The organism is Thalassovita sp. (genome assembly GCF_963691685.1).
Classification (GTDB): Bacteria; Pseudomonadota; Alphaproteobacteria; order Rhodobacterales; family Rhodobacteraceae; genus Thalassobius.
The window spans coordinates 170,589-195,666 of the sequence record NZ_OY829290.1; the positions used below are offsets into that span (position 1 = coordinate 170,589).

Consider the following 25,078-nt stretch of genomic DNA (forward strand, 5'->3'; position numbering starts at 1 on the left):
TCGTTACGCTAGGGTGACACCTGCGGCGGTCATGCCTGCCTGTGCGGCGGCCAGGGAACCGTCGAAATCGATGGCCCGGCACAGGTCCTGACGCACAGTGACGGCAAACCCCAGCTTGGCCGCATCCACGGCTGAGAAGTTCACACAGAAATCGGTCGCCAGCCCAACCATCACCAGATCGGTGATGCCCCGGGTGCGCAGGTAGCCTTCCAGCCCGGTTGGGGTGGTCTGATCGTTTTCAAAGAAGGCTGAATAGCTGTCGATCGCCGGGTTGTAGCCTTTGCGGATGATCAGATCGGCGCGGGTGGTGTTAAGATCCTTATGAAACGCCGCGCCGATGCTGCCCTGCACACAATGGTCGGGCCACAGCACCTGCGGACTATAAGGCATATCCACCAGCTCCATCGGGGCCTTGCCCGCGTGGGATGAAGCGAAGGAGCTGTGCCCAGCCGGATGCCAGTCCTGCGTCAGGATCACCGTGTCATGGGCATCAATCAGCGCGTTGATGCCGGGCACGATTTGATCGCCCTCTGGTACTGCAAGGGCGCCGCCGGGGCAGAAATCATTTTGAACATCAATCACAATCAGGGCTTGGGTCATGGTCCATCTCCTTGGTTGGTCAATGGGTAGGCGGCGCAGGCGTGGCGGTCAACGGGTCAGATTGACTCTACCTTGGTACCAAGTTACCAACTGGCGCATGAAACGAATCGAACGTGTACAAACCGGCGTCCGGCTGGAGAAGCGGCTGTTGAAGGTCCTGAAAGGGCTGGCCGAACATCTGGACATGAGCATGGCTGAACTGATCGAGGGCATGGCGCTGCATGCCTTTGAAGGCAAAACACCTTTTGGCCCCGAGACGCTGGCGAAGATTGAGATGCTGAAACAGGTCTATGAGTTGGATCTGACAGCGGATGACAGCCACAAAATCACTGAGGCAACGGAGACCCCGAAATGAACATCTATGCTGAAAAACTGGCGCAGCTTGATGCGGGCACCCTGGACCCGGCGGCCTTTAGCCACCGTGATCACGTCGGCGTCGCGATCGCGGCGCTGCAGCAGGGCGATTTCTATGACGCACTGGCACGCATGTCGCGCGGGTTGCAGCGGCTGACCCTTGCCGCCGGTGTGCCGGAAAAGTTCAACGCGACGGTGACCTTTGCCTCTCTTAGCGTGATTGCTGAGATTGAACCGCAGCCGGGTCAGGACGTTGATACGCTGATTGATCGCCATCCTGACATCATGCGCCCAAGCGTGCTGAAGACACTCTATTCAGACAGCCGGATGCAGTCCGAAATTGCCCGCCGGGTGCCGGTTCTGCCTCTGGCGTCATGACCCTTGCCTGAGGTCTGAGAATTGCCTAGAACCGGCGTCTTTCGCGTATTGGGATGGATCAGATGACGGTTCTTGGTATTGATTTTGGCACCTCCAACACAGCCGCTGCAGTGGCTGTGAACGGCAAACCCTTTGTGATCCCGCTGGAGGCGGGCGAACAGACCTTGCCAACCGCCGTCTTCCTGGATTTTGCCAACCGCCGCACGCTGTATGGCCGCCCCGCCGCCCGCGCCATGATGGAGGGCGAGGAAGGCCGTTTCATGCGGGCGCTGAAATCTGTTCTGGGCACCTCGCTGGCGCGGGAAAAGCGGCAGTTCATGAACGAAAAACTGACGCTGATCGAAGTGATCGCGCGGTTTCTGGCTGAGATCCGAAAACGCGCCGAAGCGGCCACCTATCAGGAGGTGACCGGCGTGCTGTCAGGCCGCCCGGTGCGCTTCCACTCGGCCGATGAGGCGCGCAATGCGCAGGCGGCAGAGGATCTGGAAGAGGCCTATCGCCTGGCCGGTTTCAAAACCATCAACTTCCTGCCGGAACCTGAAGCTGCCGCGCTGGCCGCCGGGGGGCAGGGGCGCAGCCTGATCGTGGACATTGGCGGCGGTACATCGGATTTCACCCTGTGTGACCGAGATGGCGATGGGTTCCGGGTGCTGGCCTCACAGGGGATCCGGCTGGGCGGCACCGATTTTGACAAGGCGCTGAGCCTTGCGCATGTGATGCCGCTGTTCGGCTATGGGGCTGAGATTGGTAATGAAATGGGGCCGGGCAGCCACCGCGCGCCGCGGGCGCTTTATCAGGATCTGGCCAGCTGGGAAAAGATCACCTTTGTCTACGGTCCCGCCCTGTTGCGGGATGTGCGGCGCTGGGAACGGCTGGCGCGGGATCCGCAGCTGTTTGGCCGCTTGGGAGAGGTGCTGGAAATGCATCTGGGCCATGATGTGGCCTATGCGGTGGAGGCCGGCAAAATCCGGGCCAATGGCGACGGTGAGGGCATGATCCAGCTGGATCCGGTGGAGAAGGGGCTGCGCGTCGCCCTGATGCGTGATCTGATGCAGGCCGAGCTGGAAGGCTACGCGGATCAGATCGCCGCCTGTGCCGCTGAAACCATCGCCAAGGCTGATGTGACGCCTGAAAGCATCGACCGGATCGTTTATGTTGGCGGTTCCTCCCTTCTGGGGGTGATCCAACACCGGATGGAGGCCCTCTTGCCAGAGGCGCGGCCTGAAACCTCTGAGGTGTTTACGGCGGTGGTTGATGGGCTGGCCCTTGCGGCGGGGCGCGACAGCTAGACCCAGGGGTATAGCCCCCCTTGTTTCACTGAGGTCAAAGGCGTATCTGGGCGCCATGTATATCGTTTGCGCACTCTATCACTTCACCCGATTCTCCGATCCCGCCGCGTTGAAACCGGCGTTGCTTGAGCTGGCTGAGGCCAATGGCGTCACCGGCTCCCTGCTGCTGGCCCATGAGGGGATCAATGGCACGATTGCGGGATCGCGTGCCGGTCTCGATGCGGTGCTGGCCCATGTGCGTGGCCTGCCGGGCTGCGCCGATCTGGAATGGAAGGAAAGCACCGCGCAGGATGCGCCCTTCCCGCGGATGAAGGTCAAGCTGAAGAAAGAGATCGTGACCATGGGCCAACCGGATGTGGATCCACTGGCCAAGGTGGGGCACTACGTGGCGCCTGAGGATTGGAATGACCTGATCCGCAGCCCGGATGTGGCGGTGATCGACACCCGCAACGATTATGAAGTGGCCATCGGCACCTTCGAAGGTGCGGTCGATCCTAAGACCGATACCTTCCGCGATTTCCCCGCCTGGTGGGACGAAAACAAAGAGCGGTTTCACAACAAGCGCATCGCGATGTTCTGCACCGGCGGTATCCGTTGTGAGAAATCCACCAATTTCCTGATGTCGCAGGGGGTTGAGGATGTCTATCACCTCAAAGGCGGTATCCTGAAATACCTTGAGGAGGTGCCGCAGGAAGACAGTTCCTGGGAAGGCGAATGTTTCGTCTTTGATGGCCGCGTGTCGGTGGGGCATGGGCTGGCCGAAGGGCCACACGTGCTGTGTCACGCCTGCCGACGCCCGATCCTGCCCGAAGATCAGAAACGGCCCGAGTTTGAAGATGGCGTGACCTGCCATCTGTGCATCGATGAGAAGACTGAGGCCGACAAAGCCCGCTTCCGCGAACGTCAGAAGCAGATCGAACTGGCCAAAGCGCGCGGTGAAACCCACATGGGCGGATCGCGCGGGGTTTAAGGCCTTAGGGCCGCGCCTGACCTTGGGGAGGCGCTTTGCGACCTTTTGGGTTGGATGACGCCCCAAAAACCGCAGCGTTTGATTATTTTTATGACACTGAGAATGCGCCTTCCCGGGGGGAAGGTCAGGCGCGGCCCGGGCTGGCGCCCGTGCTGTGATTTCATTTGTTGATTTCCAGCGTGGCGTTTACTCAATCCAACAAAAAAGGGCCGCCGAAGCAGCCCTTTCTAAATCTGTGATGCCAGTGGCGCTTACAGGCGCTCGATCGCGACGGCGATGCCCTGACCGCCGCCGATGCACATGGTGATCAGCGCTTTGGAACCGCCGATCCGCTCCAGCTCATAAAGCGCTTTCACGGTGATGATCGCGCCGGTTGCGCCGACTGGGTGACCCAGTGCGATAGCGCCGCCGTTCGGGTTCACCTTGGCGGCGTCCAACCCCAGACCTTTGTTCACGGCCAGCGCCTGTGCGGCAAAGGCTTCGTTGCTTTCGATCACATCAAAGTCCGAGATTTTGAGGCCGGTCTTGGCCATCAGATTCTCAACCGCCGGCACGGGGCCGATGCCCATGACCTCGGGGCGCACACCTGCGTGGGCGTAGCCCAGGATGCGGGCCTTGGGCTTCAGGCCAGCCTTCTCAGCGGCTTCGGCGCGGGCCAAAACCAGTGCCGCGGCACCGTCGTTGATGCCCGATGCATTGCCTGCAGTTACGCGGCCGTCTTTTTTGAAGGCGGGGCGCAGACCGGCAAGAACTTCGGCGGTGGTGCCGCCTTTGACGTGTTCGTCGGTGTCAAAACCCACCGTTTCGCGGCGCTTTTTCACCTCAACCGGGACGATTTGGCTGGCGAAATGACCGGCCTCAATCGCAGCGGCGGCGCGCTGCTGGCTGGTCAGGGCAAAGGCATCCATGTCTTCGCGGGTGACGTCGTTTTCATCAGCAACGTTTTCCGCGGTGATGCCCATGTGGCCGGTGCCGAACGGGCAGTTCAGCGCGCCCAGCATCATGTCCAGCGTGCGCACGTCGCCCATTTTGGCGCCCCAGCGCTGATCAGGCAGGATATAGGGCGAGCGGCTCATGTTTTCGGCGCCACCCGCGATGGCGAAATCAGCATCGCCCAGCATCAGCGACTGGGTGGCGGACACAACGGCCTGCGCCCCGGATCCGCACAGGCGGTTTACGTTCATCGCCGGGGTGGTGTCGGGGATGCCTGCGTCCATCGCGGCAACGCGGCTCAGGTACATGTCGCGGGGTTCGGTGTTGATCACGTGACCAAACACAACATGGCCGATCTGGCCCGGTTCCACACCGGCGCGGGCCATGGCTTCGCGGGTGACAGTGGCGCCAAGCGCGGTGGGGGCGGTGCCAGCCAAAGCGCCGCCAAAGGTGCCGATGGCGGTACGCACGCCATCCAGAATTACGATATCGGACATGGAAGCCTCCCAGAATGATGTTGCGGGCAGGCTAACCGATCAGGCGTCAATTGACATTAAGACGTTCCGTCAGAATGCATGGGTAGAAATACGGATGAGGTGTTGCCGCGGTGTAGATCAGTCCAGCGGCAGCAGGGGCTGACGGCCAAAGGGGCCCAATTCCCAGACGTTGCGCCCTTCGATTGCGGCCGCGGTAATCGGCCGCCCAAAGCCTGCGCCTGAATCCAGATTGACCCGGTTGCCATGGTGTTCTGCCCGCTGCACGGCAGTGTGGCCGTGCACCACCATCCAGGGATGGGGATCGGGGTGATCCAGAAACTCGGCCCGGATCCAGTAGAGGTCTTCCGGATCTTGATCGGCCAGCGCCACCTCGGGGCGGATGCCGGCATGCACAAACAGCAGGTCGTCCACCTGATGGTACAGCGGCAGCTGGCGGATAAATTCCAGATGCCGGTACGGGATATGTTCCAAAGCGTCGCGGCGCAGATCCTCAGGATCGGTCAGCCGCATGTCACTGCCGTAGGAGGCCAGCGTGGCTGAGCCGCCCATGGTGGAATCCAGATAGGACAGCCCCAGCCGGGTGCGCGGGTGAAACAGCTCCGCCTCTTCCAGGAAGGCCTGGAACATCGCATCGTGGTTGCCCTTCAGAACCGTCCAGTTGCGGCCCACAGCGATGCCGCGCTGCAACCTCTCAATCACGCCGCAGCTGTCCGGGCCACGGTCCACCAGATCGCCCAGAAAAACCACCTGCGCATCCGGGCCGCCATCTTTGTCGATCAGCGCCAGCGCGTGATCCAGCTGGTCCAAATGGCCGTGGATATCGCCAATGGCGTAGATAGGATCGGAGGGCATCGTCAGTATTCCGGCAGCAGGGATTTCGCGGCGAACCTACTGAGGCACCTGAAGAGAAGAAAGGCTTGAGCGCGGTACAACAGGCGAATTCTGCGGAAAAGACCGATAGCGCGGCCTTCGCGCCACGGCCGGGCGCGGGTTTGCCTGTGCAGTGAACAGAAAAAGGGCACCGCCGTGCGATGCCCTTTGGAATGATACCTGCCTGCGATGTTTAGGCGACGTCGAAGGTCAGCGGTTTGATCTGCTTGAACAGACCGGTTGCAGCCAACTGGCCCAGCACCTTCTGATCCACCACACCGTCAACATAAAGCAGTGCAATCGCTTCGCCGCCAGCCGCCGCACGGCCCAGGGTGAAGTTCGCGATGTTGACGTTGTTTTCGCCCAGCACACCGCCGAGGGTCCCGATAATGCCCGGCACGTCTTCGTTGGTGGTGTAGAGCATGTGCTCCCCCACTTCGGCGTCGATGTTGATGCCTTTGATCTGGATGAAGCGCGGCTTGCCATCCGAGAAGACGGTGCCCCCGATGGAGCGTTCGCGTTCGTCGGTGACGATGGTCACTTTGATATAGCCGTCAAAGGCGCCCGACTTGTCCTGATTGGTGGTCGAGATCTGGATGCCCTTTTCCTTGGCCACAAGAGGGGCAGATACCATGTTCACATCCGGGTTGGCCTTTTTCATGATGCCCGCCACCACAGCGCAGTTCAGCGCCGGCAGGTTCATATCAGAGACAACACCGTCATAAAGGATGTTGATCGCTTTAATCGGCTCATCGGTTAGCTGGCCAATGAAGCCACCAAGGTGACCCGCCAGTTCCACCCAAGGGCCCATGACCTTGGCTTCCTCAGCGGTCATCGAAGGCATGTTCAGCGCGTTTTCAACTGCGCCGTCCAGCAGGTAGTTCGACATCTGGTCAGCCACCTGCAGTGCCACGTTTTCCTGTGCTTCGGTGGTCGATGCGCCCAGGTGCGGGGTGCAGACTACGTTGGGCAGGTTGAACAGCACGTTCTCTTTGGCGGGTTCTACGGCAAAGACGTCAAAGGCTGCGCCGGCAACATGGCCGGATTTCAGCAGATCGGCCAGCGCCTCTTCGTCCACCAGACCACCACGGGCACAGTTGATGATGCGCACGCCTTTTTTGGTTTTTTCCAGATTCTCACGGCTCAGGATGTTTTTGGTCTGCTCAGTGAAAGGCACGTGCAGGGTGATGAAATCGGCACGTGCCAGCAGCTCGTCCAGCTCGACCTTTTCGACCTGCATGTCGCGGGCCTTTTCCTCGCTGAGGAAGGGGTCATAGGCGGCGACCTTCATCTTCAGGCCACGGGCCCGGTCGCAGACGATGCCACCGATGTTGCCTGCGCCGATGACGCCCAGGGTCTTGCCGGTCAGCTCAACGCCCATAAACTTCGACTTTTCCCACTTGCCCGCGTGGGTCGAGGCCGAGGCTTCGGGCAGCTGGCGGGCGACGGCGAACATCATCGCGATGGCGTGTTCAGCGGTGGTGATCATGTTGCCGAAAGGGGTGTTCATGACGATCACACCCTTTTTCGACGCCGCTTCTTTATCCACGTTGTCGGTGCCGATACCGGCGCGGCCCACGACCTTGAGGTTGGTGGCAGCGTTCAGGATGGTTGGGGTGACTTTGGTGGCCGAGCGGATCGCCAGACCGTCATACTGACCGATGATCTCGGCCAGTTTCTCTTTGTCCTTACCCACGTCGGGCAGGAAATCCACATCAATGCCGCGGTCACGGAAGATCTGAACTGCGGTTTCGCTGAGTTTATCGGAGACGAGTACTTTGGGAGCCATTTTGAGCGTCCTTTATGCCGGGTGACCCAATTGGATGCGGGTCAGAAATAGGGGAAGGGGCCCGGCCTGTGGCCGGGCTCAGATAGATTTAGCCTTGTGCGGCGATCTCGGCCTCGAAGGCCCATTCCAGCCAGGGCAGCATCGCGGCGATGTCAGCGGTTTCCACCGTGCCACCACACCAGATGCGCAGACCGGCCGGCGCGTCGCGATAGGCGCCAATGTCCAGCGCGATGTTTTCCGCTTCCAGACGTTTGGCCACAGCCTTGGCGAAGGCGGCGCCGTCCTGAATGCGCGCATCGTCGAACTTCAGGCAGACCGAGGTGTTGGAACGGGTCGCTTCATCTTCGGCCAGGTTGGCGATCCACGGACGGGCGTCGCAGAAGTCAAATACGGCTTGCGCGTTGGCGTCGGCGCGGTCCTTCAGACCCTGCAGGCCACCCACGTCACGGGCCCAGTCCAGTGCAACCAGATAATCCTCAACCGCCAGCATCGACGGCGTGTTGATAGTTGCGCCCGAGAAGATGCCATCAATCAGCTTGCCACCTTTGGTCAGGCGGAAGATTTTCGGCAGTGGCCATGCCGGGGTGTAGCTTTCCAGACGTTCCACCGCACGCGGGCTCAGCACCAGAATGCCATGCGCCGCTTCGCCGCCCAGCACCTTCTGCCAGGAGAAGGTGGTCACATCCAGTTTGTCCCACGGCAGGTCCATCGCAAACGCGGCCGAGGTGGCATCGCAAATAGTCAGACCGTCGCGGTCATCCGCGATCCAGTCCGCATTCGGGACACGTACGCCCGAGGTGGTGCCGTTCCAGGTAAAGACAACATCGTTGTTCTTGGTATCAACGGTCGCCAGATCCACGATCTGGCCGTAGTCGGCGGTTTTCACCTCGGCGTCGATTTTCAGCTGTTTGACCACATCGGTCACCCAACCCGCGCCAAAGCTTTCCCAAGCCAGCATTTCCACGCCACGGGCACCCAAGAGGTTCCACAGGGCCATTTCAACCGCGCCGGTGTCCGATGCGGGAACGATGCCGATTTTGTAGTCTGCGGGGATGCCCAGAATCTCGCGGGTGCCTTCGATGGCATCTTTCAGCTTGGTCTTGCCAACAGCTGCGCGGTGCGAACGGCCCAGGGCGGCGTCCGACAGTTTATCCAGCGAGAATGTGGGGATTTTGGCACAGGGGCCCGAAGAAAAACGCGGATTGGCCGGCCGCGTGGCCGGAGCGTGAGTAGCCATTACTGCTATCCTTCCAGATAAATGCCTCTCGTTGGGGAGAGGTGTCCCACGGACCGAGATAGAGCGCTGCACCGCGGCGAGCAACCGGGAAAATGATCCAAAAGCGGCATTTTGCTGAGTCGTTGCGACGGAAATGTCTACGATCGGAAACTTCGGTTTCTTGCCCATGGAACCAGTGCTGTGATGCTGGAAATCATGCGGCACATGGGCTAAGCGGCCTGTAACACGGCCTTACCTTCAGGATTCTGACCCATGTTCATTGCCACCCTGCTGACCAACCCTGCCAAAACCAAACTGGACCCTGCGCTGGTCGAAAACCTGCGCAATGCCTGGGGTGGCGGCGATGCGGTCTGGCTGTCGGCGGATGAGGCGGCAGAATTCACCTTGGCCGAACAGCCCGGCAATCAGTGGGACGTCTGGCAGGACCTGCAGGATCTGGGCGTAGATCTGATCGTGCAGCCGCTTGCGGGGCGTCGCAAAAAGATGCTGCTGGCGGATATGGACAGCACCATGATCCAGCAGGAATGCATCGATGAACTGGCCGCAGAGGCTGGCATCGGGGAACGTGTGGCCGAAATCACCGCACGGGCGATGAACGGTGAGCTGGATTTTGAAGGCGCCCTGCTGGAGCGTGTTGGCCTGCTGAAAGGTCTGCCCGAAGCGATCATCGAAAAGGTGCTGGCCGAGCGCATCACCTTCATGCCCGGTGGCAAGGCGCTTTTGGCGACGATGAAGGCCAACGGCGGCTACGCGGCGCTGGTTTCGGGCGGGTTCACGGCCTTCACCGCCAAGGTTGCGGCGGAACTGGGCTTTGACGAAAACCACGCCAACACTTTGATCGTTGAGGATGGCGCGCTGAACGGTGATGTGGGCCGTCCAATTCTGGGCAAACAGGCCAAAGTGGACCAGCTGGAACGTATCACCGCCAAGCTGGGCCTGAGCGAGGCGGATGTGATCGCCGTTGGCGACGGGGCCAATGATCTGGGCATGTTGGGTCGGGCGGGCAGCGGTGTGGCGCTGCATGCAAAACCTTCGGTCGCGGCGCAATGTGATATCCGGATCAATCATGGTGACTTGACGGCGCTCTTGTTTCTGCAAGGGTACGCCCGCGCTGATTTCGCAGCCTGACCTGACCACTCTGACATAGATCGAGACCTCCATGTTTTTTGAATTCAGTGCCGAGGTGCTGGCAATCCTGCTGGCGGCCGCTTTTGCTGCGGGGTTTGTCGATGCCATTGCAGGCGGCGGCGGGTTGATCACGCTACCGGTGCTGATGCTCTCGGGCGTGCCGCCGGTGCAGGCGCTGGCCACCAATAAGATCCAAGGCATGTTTGGCGCTGGCACAGCCGCGTTTTCCTATGCCCGCAGCGGCCATGTAGATCCCAAGGCGCAGGCGCCCGCGGCACTGCTGGCAGCAGCAGCCTCCTTTGGGGGGGCGTTGCTGGTCACCGTGCTGCCAACCGAATGGATCCGGCTGATCCTGCCGGTTCTGCTGATCGGCATTGCGCTGTTCTTTGCGCTGCGCCCCGGTCTGGATGACAGTGATCGCACCCGACGCCTGTCACCTTTGGTCTTTACCCTGACAGCGGTGCCGCTGGTGGCGGGCTACGACGGGTTGCTGGGGCCGGGGGCAGGCAGTTTCTACATGCTGTCCTTTGTGCTGCTGTCGGGCTACGGCATTTTGAAAGCGACGGCGCATACCAAACTGCTGAACTTTGCCTCAAACGTGGGCGGGCTGTTGGCCTTTGCGCTGGTGGCGCAGCCGCTGTGGCTGTTGGGGCTGGCGATGGGTGTGGTGCAGATCGCGGGCGCCCGGTTGGGAGCCAAGATGGCGCTGAAACAGGGGGCGAAGGTCATCAAACCGCTGCTGGTGATCACCTCCCTCAGCCTGGCGGCAAAACTCCTGTGGGAAATGGTCTGACCCAAGGCCTAACGCGCGGTTGATTTGGTGATTTCCGGGAATCGGGCAAGGATGGGGATGGGCGCCTGTGAGGGAAGGCGCCCGCGACTCTGCCCTTGAAGGAGGACCAGATATGCCAAAATTCATGTTTATCTACCACGGTGGATCGGCGCCGGAGAGCCCGGAGGAAGGTGCCAAAGTCATGGCGGCCTGGACCGCCTGGCTGGAAGGGATGGGATCAGCGGTTGTTGATATGGGCAACCCGGCAGGGCCATCCAAAACCGTCAGTGCCAGCGGTGTTACAGACGATGGTGGCGCCAACCCGGTGTCGGGCTACACGCTGGTGACCGCTGCCGATCACGATGCGGCGGTGGGCATGGCGCGGGGCTGCCCGATCTTAAGCGATGGCGGCAGCGTTGAAGTGGCCGAGGCGATGGAAATGTGATCGCGACCCCTTGCCCGTCACATGGGGCGGGCAGGGGAATTTTTTTGAGTATTTTTGGAACGTTGAAAGGCGCTTAGGCGGCTTTTTCTGCGTTCAACCCGGCGCGGGTCTGGCCGATCATCAGTGCGGCGCGGGCCGCCTCGCGTCCCTTTTCGACGAAGTGTTCGCGGTAGATCGCCTTGTGGTGATCGGTTTCCTGGAAATGATGCGGCGTCAGGGAGACCGACAGCACCGGCACGCCGCTGTCCAGGCCCGCGCGCATCAGCCCGTCGACCACGGCCTGGGCGACAAAATCATGGCGGTAGATGCCACCATCCACCACCAGCGCGGCGGCGGCCACGGCGGCGTAGCGACCGGACTCGGCCAGATCGCGGGCCAGCAGCGGCATTTCAAAGGCGCCGGGCACGTCGAACACATCAACCTGTGCGGCGGGGATCACGTCGCAAAAACCGGCCAATGCCTGATCAACGATATCGGCATGCCAGTTGGCCTTGATGAAGGCGTAGCGGGTGGATGTCATGTCATGGTCCTTTCCTATCTCGACACATCCCCCCAAGGCGTTGTCACGAACAGGAAAGGCACCTCACCTGTGGGTGGGGCCTTGCTGTCGCTCTCTTCCATCCGGACTATGACCGTCGGCTCTGGAGTTGCACCAGATCTGCTGTCACCTTTTTGAAGCTCCACATCTTATCCGAAAACCGGTTCCCACTTTTCGGGACGTGGACGCGTCTCTGAAGGCCGCTCGCGGGCTTCGGGGCTGGCCCGTTACCGCCGGTGGGGAATTTCACCCCGCCCTGAGAACGGGCGCAAACTGGCAGAGGCTGGCGCAAAAAGAAAGAGGAAATGCAGCCGCTAGCGCCGCAGCTTTTTCAGCAGGGACAGGGAGGCAAAGCCATCCGGCACATCGCCGCGCGCCGCCTGATAGGCGCGGATGGCGCGTTGGGTCATCGGCCCGACCATGCCGTCGACACCGCCAGTGGAGAACCCGGCCTTGGTCAGCAGTGCCTGCATTTCCTTGCGTTCCGCCCGGTTCAGCACCCTGTCGTTGCGGGGCCAATCGGCCGCGATGGGGCCTGCCCCTTTTAGCCGGTCCGAGAGGTGCCCCACCCCGACTACATAGGAGGTGGCGAAATTGTAGCGAGAGATCACTTTGAAGTTCTTGAAGATCATAAAGGCCGCGCCTTTGTGACCGGCGGGCAGCAGGATTGAGGCCTGCCCGTAGTTGCGCACCGCGCGGCCTTGGGTGTCTTTCACTCCCAGACGGGCCCATTCTGCCGGGGATTTGGTGATCTTCTTGCTGGCGAGGCTGTAATTGAACCCGCGTGGCAACCTGACCTCGACGCCCCAGGGCTGGCCGGAGACCCAGCCGTGTTTTTTGAGGTAGGCGGCGGTAGAGGCCAATGCATCAGCGGGGTTGTCTGACCAGATATCGCGCCGCCCGTCGCCGGTGAAATCGACGGCAAAGGCCTGATAAGAGGTGGGAATAAACTGGGTGTGGCCCATGGCCCCGGCCCAGCTGCCCTTCATCTTGGCGGCTGTTGTATCACCGGATTGCAGGATCTTCAGCGCCGCAATCAGCTGTTTTTCAAAGAAGCGACCGCGCCGCCCGTCATAGGCCAGGGTTGCCAGCGCCTCGATCATATTGTGGTCACCGCGGTATTCACCATAGGCGCTTTCCAAGCCCCAGACGGCCGCCACCACTTCTTTGTCGACACCATAGGTGCGTTCGATCTGGGTCAGCACGCGGCGATGTTGGCGCAGCGCGGCCTTGCCGTTTTTGATCCGTTTGTCCGAGGCGGCGCTGTCCAGATAGTCCCAGATGGGTTTGGTAAACTCACTCTGGTTGCGGTCGCGTTCGATCACCTCGTCATTGAACGTGACGCCGCGAAAGGCGCGCTGGAAGGTGGCATCGGAAATCCCGGCCGCCCGGGCGCGGGGCTGAAAATTGCGGATCCAGCGCTGAAACCCGGCTTCGGTGGCGCGGCTGGCGGCGGGAATGACGGGCAGGGCCTGCGAAGAGCTGGGCACTGCCGATCCCACGCCGGACCCCGGCCGGGCCTGCGGGCGCAGGGAATTGTCCACCGGCATCGCCGCCACCGATGTGGCCGCAAGTGATAGGAGAAATGCGCCAGCACGCAGGCTGGTCTGTGCCAGTTGTTTCATTGCATCTGCCCTGTGTTGTGGCCCCCGGAGTTGTGCCTTGGGGTGCGGTGTTCTGTGGTAGAACTTGGGGCTGAGGATAGCCTGCGGCAAGGGCGGCGGAAAGTCTTTGACCCCGCCGCCCTGTCAAAAGGCAAGAATGTGCTGAGGTGCAGTGCCTCAGATCGTCAGGATCACGGAACCGGCACGGTCCCCGCTGGCGATAATGTCATGGGCTTTGGCGCAGTCCACCAGCGGCAGCTCATGGGCGATGCGCATGTCCAGCGCGCCCTTTTCCAGCAGGGCGTTCAGCTGTGCTTCGCATTGGCGGCGCTCAGCATCGCTCAGGATATAGACCAGCGCCATTTCCAAGGTCACACCTTTGAACATCAGCGGATAGAAAGGCAGGGTGGGGGCGCGATCTTTGGCGGACCCATAGGCGACGATGCGGCCGCGCGGTGCGATCACTTCGGTGATCATTTCGGCGTTGGGGCCAAATTCAACCTCCACAACCTGATCCACCGGCTGGCCGTTGTTGGCGGCCAGAACCGCGGCGGCCAGATCGGGGTCATTGTAGCCAATCACCGCATCCGCGCCTGCCTGACGCGCCGCTTCCTGCTGGGCGGGGCTGCCTGCCGTGGCAATCACCTTGGCGCCGGAGGCTTTGGCGATCTGCACGGCCAGACGGCCCACAGTGCCGCCACCGCCGCTGATCAGCAGGGTTTTGCCAGCCACATCCCCACCGCCCAACACGCAGTAGGTGGCGGTCATTGCCGGAATGCCCAGCACCGCGCCTTCGGCAAAGCTGATGTTGTCGGGTAGGGTCACGGCCTGATCCTGCGGCAGGGCGATGTATTGGGCGGCGGTGCCATAGGCGCGCTGCCATTGGCCGTTCCAGATCCAGACCCGTTCACCGATGCGGGAGGGATCCACATCAGCCCCCACCGCTTCGATCACACCGGCACCATCGCTGTGGGGGATGATGCGGGGGTAGGGTGGCTCGGTCACGCCGGGGCGGGTGCCGGAGCGGGCGTTGACGTCTGAGGGGTTCACGCCCGAGGCTTTCAGGCGCACCAGCACTTCGCCCGCTTCGGGGGTTGGGGTGGGCAGATCGCTTAGGGTCAGGACCTCGGCCGCGGGGCCAAATTTGCTGTAAGTGATGGCGCGCATGGCACTCTCCTTGTGGTTTGCCACTTTGTACTGGCTGGTTCAGCATAAAAGAAATGAATTGATTGAATGCTGAGGATGTGAATATCAAATCTACATGCAGGATATTGATCTCGACCTGCTGCGGTGTTTCACCACCGTGGCTGAAGTGCAGAATTTTACGGAGGCCGGCGCCCGGCTGGGACGGTCGCAATCGGCGATCTCGGTGCGAATCCGCAAGTTGGAGGAGGCCCTGGGCCAAAGCCTGCTGTCCCGCAACAGCCGTGATGTGCAGCTGACTGAGGCCGGGCGTCGCCTGATGCCGAAAGCGCAGCAGATGTTGCAGGCAAGTGAGCGGCTGATGGCGGATATGCGGGCGCCGGTGGTGTCCGGGGCGCTGCGGATCGGGGTGGTGGAATACCTTGCCCCACATCGGATGCCCGAGTTGTTGCAGGCGATGGAACGGCATTTGCCGGGGGCTGAGCTGTCGTTCCGCGTTGGCCTCAGCAGCGGGTTGATGCAGGCGTTGAAGGATGGCCAGATCGATCTGGCGCTGGCCCTGCATGACCCCGAGGCTGACGGATCCCTGCCGGTTGGACAGGATCCGATGGTCTGGATTGAGGGTGAAGAGGCAGTGGCACAAACCCCAGAGGATCCGCTGTCCCTGTGCCTAATGCAGGGCCCCTGCATTTATCGCACCGCGGCTGAGGCCGCCTTGGGGCCTGCGCGGGGGCGGGCGCGGGATGTGTTGACGGCAGGCAGTGTGGCCTATGTCCGCAGCGCGGTGGCCTCTGGGCTGGGGGTGACGGTTTTGGGGGCTTCCAGCTTGGGGCCAGGGGTGCGGATCAACCGTGCGCTGATGCGGGCCTATCCGCTGCCGACCCTGGCGTTGGGGCTGCATGGGCGCGATCCCCGCCGTGATCAGGTGGCCGTGGTCCTACGTGAGGTGCTGGCCCAGCAATTGCCCGGCGCGCGCTAGCACCTTAGGGTCGGGATATGGATGTTGTGACAGATCACCCCTTTGCCGATCCTGCGGTGGCTGCGGCCTTTCAGGCGTTTGAACCGGACGCGCGTGCAGGGCTGATGGAATTGCGCCATCTGATCCTGACCATCGCGGCAGAGTTGCCTCGGGTCGGCTCGGTTGAGGAATGTCTGAAATGGGGTCAGCCCGCCTATCTGACGCCCAAATCAAAGGCGGGTTCAACCCTGCGATTGGGGGTGCCCAAAACAGGCGGTTTTGCCCTCTATGCCCATTGTCAGACCAGCATCATCCGTGATTTTGCCGAGGCCTTTCCGGGGCAGGACCAGATTGAGGGTAACCGCGCCGTGTTGTTTCAACGCGCGGAACAGATCACGCCAGCGCGCCACGGTGTGTTGATCCGCCACGCGCTGACCTATCACCTGCCGCAGGGCTAGCGGCGGGTGCGTTTGACCTTGCGCTGAACCTTGGCGGATTTCTTCTTGGCGCGGTTCAGCTGACGCTTGCCAGGGCGGCCTTTGCGATGGCCCCCGCCGCGGCCTGACCGTGGCACCTCGTCCCCCTCGACCGAGATCAGTTCCAGCGCGACGGAGCCTGAGATCGGCGCGGTTTCGGTCAGTTTCACGGTGACCTTCTGGCCCAGCGACAGGGTAAAGCCGCTATCGACCCCCATCAGCGTGCCGCTCTCGCGATCAAAGTGGAAAAATTCATTGCCCAGCGAACGGACCGGGATCAGACCATCCGCGCCGGTGTCATCCAGCCGGACAAAGGCGCCGTATTTCGCAATGCCACTGATCCGGCCTGCAAACTCATTGCCCACCCGTTCAGACAGGAAGGCCGCCAGATAGCGATCTGTGGTGTCACGTTCTGCCATCATGGAACGACGTTCGGTTTCGCTGATGTGATTGGCTGTGTTTTCCAGATCTTCGCTGTCAGCCGCTGTCAGCCCATCGTCCCCCCAGCCGTGTGACGAGACCAGAGCGCGGTGCACGATCAGATCCGAATAGCGGCGAATGGGGGAAGTGAAATGCGCATAGCTGCGCAGCGCCAACCCGAAGTGGCCAAAATTCGACGGGCTGTAATAGGCCTGCGTCATCGACCGCAGCGTTGCCATATTGATCAGCTCGGCAAAGTCGGTGTCTTTGGCTGCTGTCAGCAGGCGGTTCAGGTGCGCGGTCTGCAACACTTGCCCCTTGGCCAGCGTCAGGCCCGAGGTCTCAGCCGTTTCGCGCAGGGCGTCCAGCTTCTCGACGCTGGGCTCTTCATGCACCCTGAACAGCAGCGGTGACTTCTTCGCCGTCAGAGTTTCTGCCGCCGCCACATTGGCGAGGATCATGAATTCCTCAATCAGCTTATGTGCATCCAGACGGTCGCGGAAATTGACGCTAAGCACCTCACCCGCATCGGACAGGACTACCTTGCGTTCGGGCAGGTCCAGATCCAGCGGCTGGCGGCGTGCACGGGCTTTGACCAGCAGATCATAGGCCTCGTAAAGCGGATCAATAACCTGATCCATAAGGGGCGCGCACTTCTCATTCACGTCCCCATCGCGGGCGCGCTGCACCTCCTGATAGTTCAGCGACGCGACCGAGCGCATCAAGCCCCGCACAAAGCGGTGGCCGATCTTTTCGCCGCTGGCGTCGATCTGCATCCGCACGGCCAGACAGGCGCGCGGCACGCCTTCGTGCAGGGAACACAGATCGCCCGACAGGCGGTCCGGCAGCATCGGCACAACGCGGTCGGGGAAATAGCTGGAGTTGCCGCGCTTGCGCGCTTCGCGATCCAAGGCTGAGCCGGGGGTGACGTAATGGGCAACATCCGCAATGGCGACCCAGATGACATAGCCGCCCTTGTTCTTGGGGTCGTCATCGGCATGCGTCCAGCAGGCATCATCGTGATCGCGGGCATCGGCGGGATCGATGGTGATCAGCGGCATGTCCCGCATGTCTTCGCGCCCGGTCAGGACGGCGGGTTTCTTGCCATCGGCTTCGGCAATCACCGCATCGGGGAAATCATCGGGGATCCCGTGCTGATGGATGGCGATCAGCGACACGGCCTTGGGGGCGCTGGGATCGCCCAGCCGGCTAACGATGCGGGCCCGTGGCAGGCCCATGCGGCCCTTCGGACCGGCCTGTTCTGCTTCGACCAACTCGCCTTCCTTAGCGCCATGTGTGGCACCGGCAGGGACCAGCCATTCTTTCTGGTCGCCTTTATCGATGGGCAGGATCCGGCCCCCCTCGGCGGATTTGCGGAAGACACCCAACACCCGATGCGGGTTGGTGCCGATGCGGCGGATCAGCTTGGCCTCATATTGATGGGCCTCACCTTTGACCTCACTCAGCCGTCCAAGGATACGGTCCCCCGCCCCCAACGCCGGGTCCGAGGCCCTCAATACCATCAGGATCTTCGGCTCTGCCCCCTCGCCCTGCCATTCCATTGGGCGGGCGAAAAGATCGCCATCGCTGTCCGCCTCGGTGATCTGAATGACCGAAACCGGCGGTAGCTTGTCTGGATCGCGGAAGGTTTTCTTGCGCTTTTCCAGATGGCCCTCGGCCTCCAGCTCTTTCAGCATGCGCTTGAGGTCGATCCGCGCAGCGCCTTTGATGCCAAAGGCTTTGGCGATGTCACGTTTCGAGGTGAGGGTCGGGTTGTCCGAAATCCATTCAAGAATCTCAGGCTTTGTTGGCAGCTTGCTCATAAAGCGCAGGTAGCACGGCAGGGCAGGGGCGTCACGCGATTATGCTGATTACACTCAGGCACGAGGACACGGTCTACACAGGGAAGCCCCAATTTCAGTCGGTGCTTTGCCCGATAGTTTTGCGCGCATGGACAAAGTAACCGTCAATCACCTTGGATGCGTCATGGCGCAGCGCTTTTTGGTTAATCTCTAGTCGGATGACTTCTTCGGATGCGCCGCTTGCCATCAGGGCGGGCACATTGTGAAAAATGTCGGAGAGTATCCGGGTTTTCTCGGTTTTGCTTGTGGCACGTATTTCGAGGAAGACGCGGCTAAGTACTGACAATGTGAGTTGATAGTCAGGCATTTGTTCTTAACGCCTTCAAATCCGCCAGCGTGTCCACATCATCCAGTGTGTCCACCAGCGCGATGCGTTTGCCGGGTAGACTGGCCATTGTGTCGGCCAATGCGTGTTCGCTGGACCAGCGTACCTTCTGGAACAGGCTGCGCGGTGGGCGGGTGGCCTGTTTCAGGCCCACCAGCCAATAGCCACCGTCCGGCGCCGGGCCGAAGCAGGCGTCGTGATCGCCAAGTGCGGTAAAGGCGCGGGCGATATGGGCGGGGGTGATGCCGGGGATATCGGCCCCGATGATGCAGACCGGGCCGGGTGGTGCGGTCAGAAACACGCGGCCCATTCGGTCCCCCAGATCTCCACGTCCCTGCGGGATGCGCGGCAGATGCGCGGGCCAGACCCGGCTCATCATACCCTCCACATCCGGTGCGACAGCCAGAACCGTGTCCCAGCGGGGATCCTCGATCCGGCGCAGCAGCGCCTGCACCTGATGGCGAAACCACCATGCAGCAGTGGTCATGCCCAGATCGCGGCCCAAACGGGTTTTGACGCGCCCGGGGCGGGGTTCCTTCACCATGACCACCAGATGCGGCCGGCGTTGTGAGATCATGACAGTTCCAGCTTCATATCGCGGTGATCGATTCCTGCATCGTCATAGACCGGGCCGAAAGCGGTGAACCCCAGCTTTTCATAGAAGCCTAAAGCGTGCAGTTGCGCGCCCAGTTTGACCTGCTGGATGCCCGGGGTGTCACCGGCAATTGCGATGCAGGCTTTGATGAGCGCCGCGCCAAGTCCGGTGCCGCGGGCGGCTTGCACCACGCAGACACGGCCGACTTTGGCCGTTCCTTCGGTGAAGACGATGCGCGCAGTGCCCAGTGGAGTGCCTCCTTCTGTGGCCAGAACATGGGTGGCTGTGGCGTCCAGCTCGTCCTGCTCTTCCGCTACCGGCACGTCCTGTTCCAGCACAAACACCTCATGGCGCAGGGCGAAACAGGTGGTCAGGTCATCGGTTTGGGCAATCTGCCAGGTCATGCAAAGTAATCCGCCAGAATGCGGCTGTAGATCGCTTTCAACTGGTGGATCTGTTCCACCTCGATCCGTTCATCCACCTGATGCATGGTCTTTCCCACCAGACCAAACTCCACCACCGGGCAATGGGCTTTGACAAACCGTGCATCCGAGGTGCCGCCGGTGGTGCTGAGGTCAGGCGACACGCCGGTTTCCGCCTCCACCGCTTTGGCCACCAGATCGGACAGCGGGCCGGGCGGGGTGATGAAGCTTTCGCCGGAGATTTTGATCGTCATGTCGATCTCTACCCCGGTTTCGGCAGTGACTTTGTTGGCTTCGGCCTGCAGCCAGTCGCTGAGCGATTGCCCGGTGTGGGTGTCATTGAAGCGGATGTTCACCGCGCCGGTGCATTTGGCCGGGATCACATTGTTGGCCGGGTTGCCGGTGTCCATGGTGACGATCGCCAGGGTGGATGGATCAAAATGATCGGTGCCCTGATCCAGCTCATGGCTGGCCAGTTGATCCATCAGCCGCGCCATGGCGGGCAGCGGGTTGTTGGCGCGATGCGGATAGGCGGCGTGCCCCTGTTTGCCGGTGAAGGTGAACCAGGCCGACATTGACCCACGGCGGCCGATTTTCATCATTTCGCCCATATGGTTGGGGCAGGTCGGCTCACCCACCAGGCAGACGGACAGCTGTTCGTCGTTTTCATCCATCCAATCCAGCAATGCAACGGTGCCGAAATCGCCGTCACCTTCCTCATCCCCGGTGATGGTCAGCACGACCGATCCATCCGGCGCCTTGTTGCGCACGAAATCCACGGCCGCAGCGGCAAAGGCGGCAACACCGGTTTTCATATCCGTCGCTCCACGGCCCCACAGGATGCCATCCTCAACCTCACCGCAGAAGGGCGGTTTGGTCCAGGCGGCCTCATCCCCGACCGGCACCACATCTGTGTGGCCGTTGAAGCCAAAGGTCTTGGCATGACCCTTGTCGCCCCAGCGGGCATAGAGATTTGGAATGCCCTCACGATCCACCCGGGTGCAGGTGAAGCCTGCGTCGCTCAGCAGATCCTCCAGCAGGACCAGCGCGCCACCTTCCACCGGGGTGACAGAAGGGCACTGGATCAGTTTGGCCGACAGATCGACGGGACAGACGGGCGAGGGATGGGTTTGCGACATCAGAGGGCTCCTTAGGCTTGGCCAAGGGCTAGCGCGTCTGGGCCGCAAGGGCAATTGCCTGCGCCGGTATCACGGATCAATTGATCGCCAGGGGGCGGATGCAACACTTGCCCGTTAGATGGAAAGAGGCCCTTACTTCAGCGGGTTGATCCGTGTATAAAGGCAAAAAAATGTCCCGAGGCAGGACGCAAGAACCATAGAGGCCAAAAGGCCCAGGTGAGCAGAAATTTGACCGATTGCCCCAGATCTGATGTCTGGGCTGCTCTGGCTGCGTGCTGCCCATGAGAGTGGGTGGGGTGAGCATATGGCGATCGCAAATGAACTGCCGATCAACAATAACGCCAGCGCGATTCAGATGGCCGAAGAGATGTTCGGCGCTGGGGTCACGGTGGTGGATGCCGATTACTATGGCGATCGGCGGTCTTCGGGCACCTATTCAAACGGGGATTCGATTTCCGAAGGGGTGACACCGGGCGACACTGGCGTGATCCTGTCGACGGGGCGCACCAGCAACTTCACCAAAAGCAGCGGCTCCACCAACACCAACACCTCAAACAGCACCTCGACCAACACCAGCGGGGTGAACAACAATGCGGCCTTCAACGCGGCGGCGGGCACCAGCACCTATGATGCCTCCTTCATGGATGTGGAGTTTATTCCTGACGGCGATACGCTGACGCTGCAGTTTGTCTTTGCCTCGGAAGAATACCCCGAATACGTCAACAGCCTGTATCAGGATTTCATCGGCGTCTGGGTCAATGGCCAGCAGGTGGATCTGGCGGTGGGCGATGGGGACATCGATCCGCTGAACATCAACGGCGGCAACAATGAGTCGCTGTTCATCTCGAACCTCAATGATGAATACAACACCGAGATGGACGGTTTCACCGCCACCATGACGTTGAAGATGAACGTCAATGTGGGTGAGGTGAACACCTTGCGGATCGGGATCGCGGATGTGACGGATTCCAGCTACGACTCGACCCTGTTGATTGCCGGGGACAGTGCCCAGACCGCCTTCATCGCGCAGGATGACGCGGTGGATGTTGCGCCAGGCTTTTCTAAAACCATCGACGTGTTGGGCAATGACGGCGACGGCAGCAGCACGCTGACGCTGACCCATATCAACGGTCAGGCCGTCTCGGCCGGGTCGGTCATCACCCTGACGACCGGCCAGCAGCTGCAGGTCAACGCCGATGGCACCCTGACCGTTCTGGCGGATGGTGATCTGGAAAGTGTGATCTTTTCCTACACCGCGGAAAACGGCGCCGGCATCAGCGACTCGGCCTTTGTGACGGTCAATCAGGTGCCCTGTTTTGTGGAAGGCACCAAAGTGAAAACGCCCGAGGGCGAGGTTGCGGTGGAACATCTGCAAGTGGGCAATCTGGTGCTGACCAAAGACGATGGTGCCCAGCCGCTGCGCTGGATCGGGTCACGGACGGTTGCGGCTGCGGGCAGCTTTGCCCCGATCCACATCCGTCGCGGCACCTTTGGCGAACATGGTGACCTTTGGGTGTCGCCGTTGCACCGCGTTCTGGTGCGTGACCCGATGAGTGAACTGTTGTTTGCGGAGGCCGAAGTGCTGGTTGCCGCAAAAGAGCTGGTGGATGGCAAAAACGTGCGTCAGGTCGAAGGCGGTGAGGTGACCTATGTGCATCTGCTGTTTGACCGCCACCAGATCCTATGGTCCGAGGGGCTGGAAACCGAAAGCTTCCTGCCCGGCCCGCAGATCGTGCATGCTTTGGAACAGGATGTGATGAATGAGATCTGCACGCTGTTTCCTGAACTGGACCCTGAGACCGGGGCGGGCTACGGCCCTGCCGCCCGCCAGACCCTGCGCCAATATGAGGCCAGCCTGCTCAGCGCACCTGTCACATCCGCCCCCGAAGGTGAGGTGGCTTAACCGTGGCTTGGATCGCGCTGTCAGATCAGCACAGGCAGGTCTTTGACCCGGGCGGTATTGGCGCCGCGCGCCCCGCTGCGCCGCTGGAAGTGACGCCCAACAGCCTGCTGACGCGCGGATCCATCCTGTTTGAAATGCGCCTGCCCGGTGATGGGCGACCGCGCAAGCTGCTGGGGTATCGCCGCGATCACCCTTGGGTCAGTTCGCTTTCCATTCAGGAGCTGCCCACAGGCGGCATCGCGCTGGTCATCACCCAGGGCCGTGAGGTGTTTCACACCGTGCTGGAACATGATGCGGTGACCCAAGCCGAAGAGCTGCGCGTCACCTACAGCTGGGACGCCCCCGCACGCTGGGGCCGATTGGCGATTGAACAGGTGCGCAGCGGCAAGGTGTTCCTGAAAGAGTTGCAGGATCCCAAGCCGCTGTTGTTGTCTGATCTCAGGGTGATGACGCTGGACCCAATGCAGCGTCAGATGGACCGGGCTGTATTGTTTTTTGCCGTCTCAACCGAGGTGGAGCCGATCGGCCCCATGCCCAGCATTGCAGCGCAGGTGCCAATTCTGACGGATCAGGGTTATCGCCCGGCACATAAGATCCGGCGCGGTGATCTGTTGCGGACCCCCCATCATGGTCTGGTGCCGGTGTTGCAGGTGGTTTCACGCGAAGTGCCAGCCTTTGGCAGTTTCACCCCTGTACGCCTGCGGGCACCCTACTTTGGGCTGCAGCGCAATCTGGTGGTCGGGGCGGAACAACGTCTGCGATCTGGCGGGTCGGCGGTGGAATATCTGTTTGGCAAAGCCTATGTGCGCATCCCGGCAACCCATTTGATCAATGGTGTCTCTGCCATTCCGCAGGAGGCCGGCAATACCATCCGCTATCACCAGTTCCTGCTGCCGGGCAATGAACCCTGCATCGCGGCGGGCACCACGTTGGAGACTTTGTTCCTGGGGCGGGGGCGGCGAAATGCAGCGGTGATGCAGGCCTCACTTCTGGCGCATGCAGAACGGGCACGTCTGCCGGAACATGTGGCCCCGGCCTATCCGTTGCTGGATCACTTTGAGGCCATCACCCTGGCCGAGCTGCGCGCGGCCTAGGCGCATCACAAAAGAGCCGGTTACTGAACCGGCCCCTCCACATCATTCAGGTCTTCACCATCAAAGAAGGGCGTCATCTGCGCCACAATGACCGAGTTCTCTTCCAGCGCGCGGGCCATCAGCTCGCGTTCTTCGCCGTTGATGTCGTGGCCCTGTTCCAGCCGCTCATCCAGCGTGCCGTAGCCGGTGACATCCAGCGGTGCCAGATCGGCCTGCTTCAGGATCGCAACGGTTTCGCGCACGGCCTCGGCTTCATCAATGCCGCTGGCATAGATCATCAGCGCGCCGCCGGTTGCGCCTTCGGGCAGACCGTCACCGTCTTTGCGACCAACCTGCACCAGCAGCGTATAGACCTGCTGGCGCGAGGGTTTCTTTTGTTTCTTTTTCTCGCTCATGTCCCGGCAATACGCCGATGCGCTGAGCGGATCAAGCGGTTAGGGGCTGTCGGTGCCTGCTCAGGGGCGGCCAAGGAAATCACGGCTGACCGTGCCTTTGAAACAGCGGGGGAAGAAGGGGAAGCTGTCGGTGGCAAAATACACATAGCGCCCCTCAACCACGGCCCCGTTGCATTCATCTAGATTGCCGCTGCCGGCCTTATAGATCCAATCCTGCACATAGGTGCCATCATGCTTGCCACCGGGCCCGCCGTTTCGGGTGCCGGATTTCAGTTGATAGGAACTTTGCGCGCCGCCCCCGACATAGTGGATTTCGAAACCATCCGCCGCATAGCCGATGAGGGAGCCATGCAGGTCACCGGTCCAGACGTCGGCCGGGGCGTGGTAATGATAAAGCCCGCTTTTATCGACATGGGCGTTGGCGTGATCCATGCCCAGCATATCGGCACCGCCCATGCCCTCAACCTGCCATCCGCTGGCGCGATTGCGGGAAAAACCACGGCGGCTGGAGGCGTCATAGAACTCGGCCGTGCCGGGGCGCAGCATGATCCCTGTCAGCGTGATGCCCGATGCATTGGTGCGGGTCACGGTGCGCCCGGTCTGTGCCGGGGTGGCATCAACGCAGATCTTTATCGACTGGGTTTTGAAACTGTTGGGATTGCCCCGGGTCGGAAAGCGACCAATGTCATGAGGTGGCGTTCCGTTGGAGGTGATGCAGCGCTGCTCGCCTGTGACGGTGACCTTGGCTTGGCCACTGTGGGCTTGCGCGTGCTGCGCGGTGAACCCCAAAACAATTGCGACGGTCAATAGGCTGGCACGAATCATGCAATCTCTCCTCTCAATATGGTGTGAGATAGCACGCATGCGCCCGATGATTCCGTCGCGTCAGCCGGGTAAATTTCGCTAAACTCACGAAAAGACTAGTGAAACACTCGTGAAACA

At 61.3% G+C, this 25,078-nt stretch carries 26 protein-coding genes and 1 riboswitch; of the genes, 11 read left to right on the forward strand and 15 right to left on the reverse strand.

Annotated elements, in window-relative coordinates:
* Positions 1 to 3: 3 nt before the first annotated feature.
* Positions 4 to 600: a bifunctional nicotinamidase/pyrazinamidase gene (gene pncA / locus ACORLH_RS00745; RefSeq protein WP_321830701.1), complete on the reverse strand. Its 597-nt coding sequence runs from the start codon at positions 598 to 600 to the stop codon at positions 4 to 6.
* 97 nt (positions 601 to 697) lie between these two features.
* Here pncA and ACORLH_RS00750 point away from each other — a divergent pair, with 97 nt between their 5' ends.
* The 4 genes from ACORLH_RS00750 to ACORLH_RS00765 all read left to right on the forward strand — a co-directional run bounded on the left by ACORLH_RS00750 (position 698) and on the right by ACORLH_RS00765 (position 3,591).
* A complete protein-coding gene (locus ACORLH_RS00750; RefSeq protein ID WP_321830702.1) occupies positions 698 to 955 on the forward strand; it encodes a hypothetical protein in 258 nt (85 codons plus the stop codon).
* Entirely contained in the window at positions 952 to 1,332 is a 381-nt protein-coding gene (locus ACORLH_RS00755; RefSeq protein WP_321830703.1) for a hypothetical protein, read from the forward strand. The genes ACORLH_RS00750 and ACORLH_RS00755 overlap by 4 nt, the downstream gene beginning before the upstream one ends.
* Positions 1,333 to 1,394: 62 nt before the next feature.
* The gene (locus ACORLH_RS00760; RefSeq protein ID WP_321830704.1) at positions 1,395 to 2,621 is read left to right on the forward strand and encodes an Hsp70 family protein; all 1,227 of its coding nucleotides are present in this window, start codon (positions 1,395 to 1,397) and stop codon (positions 2,619 to 2,621) included.
* A 55-nt stretch (positions 2,622 to 2,676) separates the two neighbouring features.
* Positions 2,677 to 3,591: a rhodanese-related sulfurtransferase gene (locus ACORLH_RS00765; RefSeq protein WP_321830706.1), complete on the forward strand. Its 915-nt coding sequence runs from the start codon at positions 2,677 to 2,679 to the stop codon at positions 3,589 to 3,591.
* A gap of 251 nt (positions 3,592 to 3,842) precedes the next feature.
* Here the strand turns inward: ACORLH_RS00765 and ACORLH_RS00770 are convergent, their stop codons facing one another.
* From ACORLH_RS00770 to ACORLH_RS00785, 4 genes are all read right to left on the reverse strand, one after another.
* Positions 3,843 to 5,021: an acetyl-CoA C-acyltransferase family protein gene (locus tag ACORLH_RS00770; RefSeq protein ID WP_321830707.1), complete on the reverse strand. Its 1,179-nt coding sequence runs from the start codon at positions 5,019 to 5,021 to the stop codon at positions 3,843 to 3,845.
* Between the two features lie 117 nt (positions 5,022 to 5,138).
* Positions 5,139 to 5,873 (reverse strand): metallophosphoesterase family protein, encoded by a 735-nt coding sequence (locus ACORLH_RS00775; RefSeq protein ID WP_321830708.1) that lies wholly within the window; start codon positions 5,871 to 5,873, stop codon positions 5,139 to 5,141.
* A gap of 211 nt (positions 5,874 to 6,084) precedes the next feature.
* Positions 6,085 to 7,680: a phosphoglycerate dehydrogenase gene (gene serA, locus ACORLH_RS00780; RefSeq protein WP_321830709.1), complete on the reverse strand. Its 1,596-nt coding sequence runs from the start codon at positions 7,678 to 7,680 to the stop codon at positions 6,085 to 6,087.
* 88 nt (positions 7,681 to 7,768) lie between these two features.
* The gene (locus ACORLH_RS00785; RefSeq protein ID WP_321830710.1) at positions 7,769 to 8,917 is read right to left on the reverse strand and encodes a phosphoserine transaminase; all 1,149 of its coding nucleotides are present in this window, start codon (positions 8,915 to 8,917) and stop codon (positions 7,769 to 7,771) included.
* Between the two features lie 252 nt (positions 8,918 to 9,169).
* Here ACORLH_RS00785 and serB point away from each other — a divergent pair, with 252 nt between their 5' ends.
* The 3 genes from serB to ACORLH_RS00800 all read left to right on the forward strand — a co-directional run bounded on the left by serB (position 9,170) and on the right by ACORLH_RS00800 (position 11,262).
* Positions 9,170 to 10,045 (forward strand): phosphoserine phosphatase SerB, encoded by an 876-nt coding sequence (gene serB / locus ACORLH_RS00790; RefSeq protein WP_321830711.1) that lies wholly within the window; start codon positions 9,170 to 9,172, stop codon positions 10,043 to 10,045.
* A 31-nt stretch (positions 10,046 to 10,076) separates the two neighbouring features.
* Positions 10,077 to 10,838 carry a TSUP family transporter gene (locus ACORLH_RS00795; RefSeq protein WP_321830712.1) on the forward strand — a complete coding sequence of 254 codons (762 nt, stop codon included), beginning with the start codon at positions 10,077 to 10,079 and terminating at the stop codon, positions 10,836 to 10,838.
* A 112-nt stretch (positions 10,839 to 10,950) separates the two neighbouring features.
* Positions 10,951 to 11,262, forward strand: coding sequence for a hypothetical protein (locus tag ACORLH_RS00800; RefSeq protein ID WP_321830713.1), 312 nt, complete (start codon positions 10,951 to 10,953; stop codon positions 11,260 to 11,262).
* A 73-nt stretch (positions 11,263 to 11,335) separates the two neighbouring features.
* On the opposite strand, the gene ACORLH_RS00805 is transcribed toward ACORLH_RS00800, so the two are convergent.
* From ACORLH_RS00805 to ACORLH_RS00815, 3 genes are all read right to left on the reverse strand, one after another.
* Positions 11,336 to 11,782, reverse strand: a complete 447-nt coding sequence (locus ACORLH_RS00805) for a 6,7-dimethyl-8-ribityllumazine synthase (RefSeq protein ID WP_321830714.1) — start codon at positions 11,780 to 11,782, stop codon at positions 11,336 to 11,338.
* 85 nt (positions 11,783 to 11,867) lie between these two features.
* Positions 11,868 to 12,068, reverse strand: a riboswitch (FMN riboswitch).
* 46 nt (positions 12,069 to 12,114) lie between these two features.
* Positions 12,115 to 13,425 (reverse strand): lytic murein transglycosylase, encoded by a 1,311-nt coding sequence (locus ACORLH_RS00810; RefSeq protein WP_321830715.1) that lies wholly within the window; start codon positions 13,423 to 13,425, stop codon positions 12,115 to 12,117.
* A gap of 156 nt (positions 13,426 to 13,581) precedes the next feature.
* Entirely contained in the window at positions 13,582 to 14,571 is a 990-nt protein-coding gene (locus tag ACORLH_RS00815) for an NADPH:quinone reductase (protein ID WP_321830716.1), read from the reverse strand.
* 94 nt (positions 14,572 to 14,665) lie between these two features.
* Between ACORLH_RS00815 and ACORLH_RS00820 the strand changes: the two genes are divergently transcribed.
* Both ACORLH_RS00820 and ACORLH_RS00825 read left to right on the forward strand, forming a co-directional pair.
* Positions 14,666 to 15,526, forward strand: coding sequence for a LysR family transcriptional regulator (locus ACORLH_RS00820; protein ID WP_321830717.1), 861 nt, complete (start codon positions 14,666 to 14,668; stop codon positions 15,524 to 15,526).
* 17 nt (positions 15,527 to 15,543) lie between these two features.
* Positions 15,544 to 15,963: a DUF1801 domain-containing protein gene (locus ACORLH_RS00825; RefSeq protein ID WP_321830719.1), complete on the forward strand. Its 420-nt coding sequence runs from the start codon at positions 15,544 to 15,546 to the stop codon at positions 15,961 to 15,963.
* Here the strand turns inward: ACORLH_RS00825 and rnr are convergent.
* The 5 genes from rnr to dapE all read right to left on the reverse strand — a co-directional run bounded on the left by rnr (position 15,960) and on the right by dapE (position 20,744).
* Positions 15,960 to 18,224 carry a ribonuclease R gene (gene rnr, locus ACORLH_RS00830; RefSeq protein WP_321830720.1) on the reverse strand — a complete coding sequence of 755 codons (2,265 nt, stop codon included), beginning with the start codon at positions 18,222 to 18,224 and terminating at the stop codon, positions 15,960 to 15,962. The two genes, ACORLH_RS00825 and rnr, sit on opposite strands and share 4 nt — an antisense overlap.
* A 94-nt stretch (positions 18,225 to 18,318) precedes the next feature.
* The gene (locus ACORLH_RS00835; RefSeq protein ID WP_321830722.1) at positions 18,319 to 18,570 is read right to left on the reverse strand and encodes a hypothetical protein; all 252 of its coding nucleotides are present in this window, start codon (positions 18,568 to 18,570) and stop codon (positions 18,319 to 18,321) included.
* Entirely contained in the window at positions 18,563 to 19,165 is a 603-nt protein-coding gene (locus tag ACORLH_RS00840; RefSeq protein WP_321830723.1) for a TIGR04282 family arsenosugar biosynthesis glycosyltransferase, read from the reverse strand. Before ACORLH_RS00840 ends, ACORLH_RS00835 begins: the two co-directional genes overlap by 8 nt.
* A complete protein-coding gene (locus tag ACORLH_RS00845) occupies positions 19,162 to 19,587 on the reverse strand; it encodes a GNAT family N-acetyltransferase (RefSeq protein WP_321830724.1) in 426 nt (141 codons plus the stop codon). The genes ACORLH_RS00840 and ACORLH_RS00845 overlap by 4 nt, the downstream gene beginning before the upstream one ends.
* Entirely contained in the window at positions 19,584 to 20,744 is a 1,161-nt protein-coding gene (dapE, locus tag ACORLH_RS00850; RefSeq protein WP_321830725.1) for a succinyl-diaminopimelate desuccinylase, read from the reverse strand. Before dapE ends, ACORLH_RS00845 begins: the two co-directional genes overlap by 4 nt.
* Before the next feature lie 304 nt (positions 20,745 to 21,048).
* Here dapE and ACORLH_RS00855 point away from each other — a divergent pair, with 304 nt between their 5' ends.
* Together ACORLH_RS00855 and ACORLH_RS00860 are read left to right on the forward strand one after the other, a co-directional pair.
* Positions 21,049 to 22,647 (forward strand): Hint domain-containing protein, encoded by a 1,599-nt coding sequence (locus ACORLH_RS00855; protein ID WP_321830727.1) that lies wholly within the window; start codon positions 21,049 to 21,051, stop codon positions 22,645 to 22,647.
* A 2-nt stretch (positions 22,648 to 22,649) separates the two neighbouring features.
* Positions 22,650 to 23,741, forward strand: coding sequence for a Hint domain-containing protein (locus tag ACORLH_RS00860; RefSeq protein WP_321830729.1), 1,092 nt, complete (start codon positions 22,650 to 22,652; stop codon positions 23,739 to 23,741).
* A gap of 20 nt (positions 23,742 to 23,761) precedes the next feature.
* Here the strand turns inward: ACORLH_RS00860 and ACORLH_RS00865 are convergent, their stop codons facing one another.
* Together ACORLH_RS00865 and ACORLH_RS00870 are read right to left on the reverse strand one after the other, a co-directional pair.
* Positions 23,762 to 24,136, reverse strand: coding sequence for a hypothetical protein (locus ACORLH_RS00865; protein WP_321830731.1), 375 nt, complete (start codon positions 24,134 to 24,136; stop codon positions 23,762 to 23,764).
* Positions 24,137 to 24,196: 60 nt separating this feature from the next.
* On the reverse strand, positions 24,197 to 24,961 hold the full coding sequence (locus ACORLH_RS00870) for a YHYH protein (RefSeq protein ID WP_321830733.1): 765 nt from the start codon (positions 24,959 to 24,961) through the stop codon (positions 24,197 to 24,199).
* Between the last annotated feature and the right edge of the window lie 117 nt (positions 24,962 to 25,078).